Annotated in this window: 6 protein-coding genes and 2 pseudogenes; 5 read left to right on the top strand and 3 right to left on the bottom strand. The window is 68.0% G+C overall.

The genetic code is table 11. From position 1 onward, the window contains the following. Positions 1–398, bottom strand: a pseudogene (locus GH737_RS12955) (hypothetical protein); the annotation flags it as partial. 163 nt (positions 399–561) lie between these two features. On the opposite strand from GH737_RS12955, the gene pyrE reads away from it, so the two are divergent. The 5 genes from pyrE to GH737_RS12930 are packed head-to-tail and all read left to right on the top strand — an operon-like array spanning position 562 to position 4313. Further along, entirely contained in the window at positions 562–1146 is a 585-nt protein-coding gene (pyrE, locus tag GH737_RS12950) for an orotate phosphoribosyltransferase (protein ID WP_155265219.1), read from the top strand. After that, complete coding sequence (locus GH737_RS12945) at positions 1143–1871, top strand: pyridoxine 5'-phosphate synthase (RefSeq protein ID WP_155265217.1); 729 nt, start codon at positions 1143–1145, stop codon at positions 1869–1871. Before pyrE ends, GH737_RS12945 begins: the two co-directional genes overlap by 4 nt. Before the next feature lie 52 nt (positions 1872–1923). Then, complete coding sequence (acpS, locus tag GH737_RS12940) at positions 1924–2331, top strand: holo-ACP synthase (protein WP_155265216.1); 408 nt, start codon at positions 1924–1926, stop codon at positions 2329–2331. Further along, positions 2332–3210: a signal peptidase I gene (gene lepB, locus GH737_RS12935; protein ID WP_230558804.1), complete on the top strand. Its 879-nt coding sequence runs from the start codon at positions 2332–2334 to the stop codon at positions 3208–3210. 11 nt (positions 3211–3221) lie between these two features. After that, entirely contained in the window at positions 3222–4313 is a 1092-nt protein-coding gene (locus tag GH737_RS12930; protein WP_155265215.1) for an AI-2E family transporter, read from the top strand. A 4-nt stretch (positions 4314–4317) separates the two neighbouring features. Here GH737_RS12930 and GH737_RS12925 read toward each other — a convergent pair whose 3' ends face one another. Then, entirely contained in the window at positions 4318–4809 is a 492-nt protein-coding gene (locus GH737_RS12925; RefSeq protein WP_155265214.1) for an FKBP-type peptidyl-prolyl cis-trans isomerase, read from the bottom strand. A 19-nt stretch (positions 4810–4828) separates the two neighbouring features. Next, positions 4829–4918 (bottom strand): annotated as a pseudogene (locus GH737_RS12920) (30S ribosomal protein S21); the annotation flags it as partial.

Here is a 4918-nt window from a genome sequence, read left to right as displayed (position 1 = left end):
CGGACGATCGACCACAGCAGCAGCGCCAAGACGACGATGCTGATTCCCGCGCACAGCGGCAGCAGCCAGTAATCGTGGAAGGCCGCGGCCTCACGTCCGATGGGCGTGACCTGGTCCTGCAGCATCATGCGCCCGTCCGGTTCGCCGACGCCGGGGGTCGGAGCCATGGTCGGTGGAGCGGTGCCGGGTTCGGGCTGACCCGGATTCTGGGCGAAGCCGCCCGGCGGAGTCGGCTGGCTGCCCGGCGGCAGCGCTTCGGGACGGGTGTGATCTCCCGGCCCAGCCGCCGGCTGCGCGGCGGCGGGCGTGCTGGCCGCAGGTGCACTAACAGGCGCCTGCGCCGCAGCAGGTGTAAGCCAGGCCGCAGCCAAGGCAATCGCCCATCCAATCCGTCTCATCAGCACTCCAGTAGCATATTGGAACCGAAAAGCGCAGGCCTGCGCCGCCGGAGGTCGTTCGCCCTATAGGCCGGGCTTTGCAGAGCCTCAAGCCGGTGCGGAAGATGTAATCGAGCGGCTGTTGAAGGGCGCATGCCGGCAGCCTAAAGCCGCCTCCGGTATGATGACAGACAGCCAGGTCCTCGACGAATTCCGCGCCTCCGACGCGCTGCTCGAGGGGCATTTCATCCTCTCATCGGGGCGGCATTCGCCGGTCTTCCTGCAGAAGATGCTGGTGTTCCAATATCCCGACCGGACCGAGCGGCTTTGCCGCGCGCTGGCCGACAAGATCCGCGCCGAGTTCGGCAAGGTCGACCTCATCGTCTCGCCGGCCATGGGCGGGATCATCCCCGGTTATGAAACGGCCCGGGCGCTCGGCTGCCCTGCCGTGTTTGTCGAACGCGAAGAAGGCGAATTCCGCCTCCGCCGTGGCTTCCGAATCCCCGACGGCGCTCGCGTCGTCATGGTCGAGGACATCGTAACGACCGGCCTGTCGTCGCGCGAATGCATCGCCGCGATCCGCAAGCATTCCGCCAACCTCATCGGCGCCGCCTGCCTGATCGACCGCTCGAACGGACGCGCGGACATCGGCGTCCCGCTCGTGGCACTCGTCCGCCTCGACGTCCCCGATTATCCCGCCGACGATCTCCCGCCGGAGCTCGCGGCATTGCCCGCCGAAAAGCCCGGGAGCCGCGACCTCAAGGCATGACTGGCCGCCTCCGCCTCGGAGTCAACATCGACCATGTCGCGACCATCCGGAACGCGCGCGGCGGCGACCACCCGGACCCGGTGCGCGCCGCGAGGATCGCCGCCGAAGCGGGCGCCGACGGGATCACCGCCCATTTGCGCGAGGATCGGCGGCACATCACCGACCGCGACATCGAGCGGCTGATGGCCGAGATCGACCTGCCGCTGAACCTCGAAATGGCCGCCACCGAGGAGATGCTCGAGATTGCGCTCCGGCATCGGCCGCATGCAGCCTGCATCGTTCCCGAGCGGCGCGAGGAGCGCACCACCGAGGGCGGCCTCGACGCCGCCGGGCAGCACATTCACTTGGCCTATTTCGTTGACAAGCTCGGGTCGGCGGACATCCGCGTCAGCCTGTTTATCGAGCCGACCGAGGAGCAGGTCGCCGCGGCGGTGCGCCTCGGCGCGCCCGTCGTCGAGTTCCACACCGGCCGCTATGCCCATGCTGGGGGCGAGGACCGGACAGCCGAGCTAAGGCGCATCGCGGACTTCGCCGCGCTCGCCATCAAGAACGGCATCGAGCCGCACGCCGGTCACGGCTTGACGTTCGACAATGTTGTCCCGGTCGCAGCCATCCCGCAGATCGCCGAGCTCAACATCGGCCATTTCCTGGTCGGCGAAGCGATCTTCACCGGACTGGACGCGAGCGTGACACGGATGCGCGAGCTGATGGATTCGGCGCGGTGACGCTCCTCCCTATCGCGCAGCGATGGGGCTTTGCCTGCACGGAGGAGCTACGATGATCGTCGGCATCGGCTCGGACCTGTGCAACATCGAGCGGATCGAGAAATCGCTTGAGCGCTGGGGCGACAAGTTCCTCCGGCGCGTGTTCACCGAGGTCGAGCAGGCCAAGGCCGCGTCGCGCCCGCACACCCGCGCCGGCACGCTCGCCAAGCGCTTCGCCGCCAAGGAAGCTTTCTCCAAAGCGGTCGGCACGGGCTTCAGGCGCGGTGTCCACATGAAGGACATCGGAGTCGTTAATCTGCCGTCAGGAGCACCCACGCTACAGCTGAGCGGCGGAGCGAGGGCGCGGCTTGACGCCCTTGCGCCGGAAGGCCACGCCATCGACATTCACCTGACGATGACCGACGATCATCCCTGGGCGCAGGCTTTCGTGATCCTGACCGCCCGCAAGCTGGAGCCCTGAGTGTTGACCGAATCCGTTCCCGAGGCGACCACCACCGACCACCAGGCGTCGCCGCCGGGCGAGAAGACGGAGCCCAAGGGCTCGGCCCTATGGCGCGAGATCAAGGGCCTTTTGTGGGTGCTGGTCGCGGTGCTCGCCTTCCACAGCCTGATCGCCAAGCCGTTTTACATCCCGTCGGAATCGATGATGCCGGGGCTGCTCACCGGCGACCGGCTGGTCGTCACCAAATATCCGTACGGCTGGTCCTGGGTTTCCCCGAGCTTCCACGTCATTCCCCCCATGGAAGGGCGATTGTTCGGCAAGATGCCCGAGCGCGGCGACATCGTCATCGTCACCCCGCCCGGCACGCGCACCGACTACATCAAGCGCGTGATCGGCCTCCCCGGCGACACGCTGCGGATGGTCGACGGGCAGCTCTACATCAACGGACAGCCGGTGAAGCGCCAGGCGCTGAAGCCCGACATGATCCCGATCGACGCGAACTCGCCGTGCGGTTCAGACCACGACCCGGCGCTCTACGACTTCCGCGTCCACGGGCCCGACGGGCAGATGTACTGCCGCGTGCCGGTCATGCGCGAGACGCTGCCGAACGGCCGCTCCTATGAGACGGTCGAGCTCGGCCGCTCGAGCGAGGACAATTTCGGGCCGGTGACGATCCCCGAAGGCCATGTGTGGCTGATGGGCGACAACCGCGATGATTCGGCGGACAGCCGAGTCCCCGAATGGCAGGGCGGCCTCGGCGGGCCGGTGCCGTGGGAAAATATCGGCGGGCGCGCCGAGTTCATCACATTCTCGCTCGACGGGACCAGCGAATGGTGGAACCCGCTGAGCTGGGTCGAAGCGCTGCGGCCGGGCCGGGCCGGGACTTCGCTCCGGTAATCGAGGGCTGAATGGCCGTCCGCCCGCCGACCACCGAGCCCCACGTCGAGCGGCCTGGACCGGCGGAGTTCCGCGACCCGGTCGTGCGCCGGGAAATCGCCAAGGCGGCGGTGTGGCTCGGGATGGCGCTCGCCATCGTCGGCATCGTGGTACTCGCCCAGCCGCTGCTGCTGATCGTGGGCGGCGCGATTTTCGCGGTGTTCCTCGACGGCGGGGCACGGCTGCTTGGCCGCTTCCTGCCGATCCCGCGCGCATGGCGGCTGGTGCTCGTGCTGCTGCTCGGCTTCGGCTTCATCGGCTGGCTGTTCTGGTTCGCCGGCACGACGATCGCAGCGCAGGCCGAGGCGCTGCGCGCGGTGGTGACGGCGCAATTCACCCAACTGATGGCATTCGCCGGCTCGATCGGGCTGGTCCCGCCAGCCGAGATGAGCAGCAACCTCGGCAGCCAGCTGCTCGGCGGCGTGGGCCGGCTGACCAGCGCGGTGGGCAGCGCGATCGGCGCCTTCACCAGCGCCATCGCGATGATCGTGATTGGCATCTTTCTCGCCTCCGAGCCGCGCATCTATGACCGCGGGATCGCCTGGATGCTGCCGTTGCGGCTGCGCGCCGGCTTCTACCGGGTGGCGGAGCATGTCGGCTTCACCCTGCGGCGACTGCTGTTCGGGCGACTCGTCGGGATGGTCTTCGAAGGCGTGTTCACGTGGACCATGCTGAGCCTCGGCGGCGTGCCGATGGCGGCGTTGCTCGGCCTCGTCACCGGGGTCCTCGCCTTCATCCCAAACATCGGCGCGATCACGTCGGGCGTACTGATGGTCGCGGTCGGCTTTTCCGCTGGGCCGCACGAGGGACTTTACGCGATCTTCGTCTATTTCTTCGTCCAGAATATCGACGGCTATCTGGTCGTCCCGTACATCGCGCGCCGCACGGTCGACCTCGCGCCGGCGGTGGTGCTGGCGATGCAGTTGCTGATGGGCGCCCTGTTCGGGATTCTCGGGATCCTCTTCGCCGATCCGATCCTCGCCACGCTCAAGGTCGTCCTGGTCGACGCCAGCCACCGTCAGGCGGAGGGGGAGGAGGACCCTCCGGAAGTGGTCGCAGACTGAGTCTCTATTGCCCCGGCTGAGGCGGATTGCCCTGCATCAGCGCGGCGTTGGGGACGACCTTCACCACCTTGATGTCGAAGTCGAGGTCGGCGTTGGGCGGGATCGGCGCTCCAGACGGCGGGGTGGCGCCGTAGCCGAGCTTCGACGGGATGTGGATCTTGTACTGGCCGCCTTCCTGCATCCGCGACAATGCGTCGGCAAAGCCGGGAATTACCTGGCTGGCGAGCAGCGGGACCGGGCCTTTGCCAGCGCTCGAGTCGAATACCTTGCCGTTCTCGAGCCGGCCTTCATATTCAATCAGCACGCCGTCCTGCGGCTGGATTGTCGGGCCGCTGCCGGCCTGGATCGTCGCGACCTGGACCACCCGCTGGCTGACCGAATGGGCGCCGACCCAGGCGAGCGCGACTCCGGCGGCGATGACGAGGATGAAGCCAAGCCACAGCGCGACGGCCTTCCCGCGATGGTCGGGGCGATGGGCGGCTTCGGCGACGGACACGGGTCTGGTTCGGAGGCGCTTAGCGGGCGCCCTCGCGCTCGGCGCGCTTGCGCTCGAGCTTGCGTGCGCGGCGAATCGCGGCGGCGCGTTCGCGGGCGCGCTTTTCCGA

Origin of the sequence: Sphingomonas segetis (assembly GCF_009720245.1) — a bacterium.
Taxonomy (GTDB): Bacteria; Pseudomonadota; Alphaproteobacteria; order Sphingomonadales; family Sphingomonadaceae; genus Sphingomicrobium; species Sphingomicrobium segetis.
The sequence above is the reverse complement of the archived record's forward strand: the minus strand, read 5'-3'. Positions and strand labels throughout refer to the sequence as shown.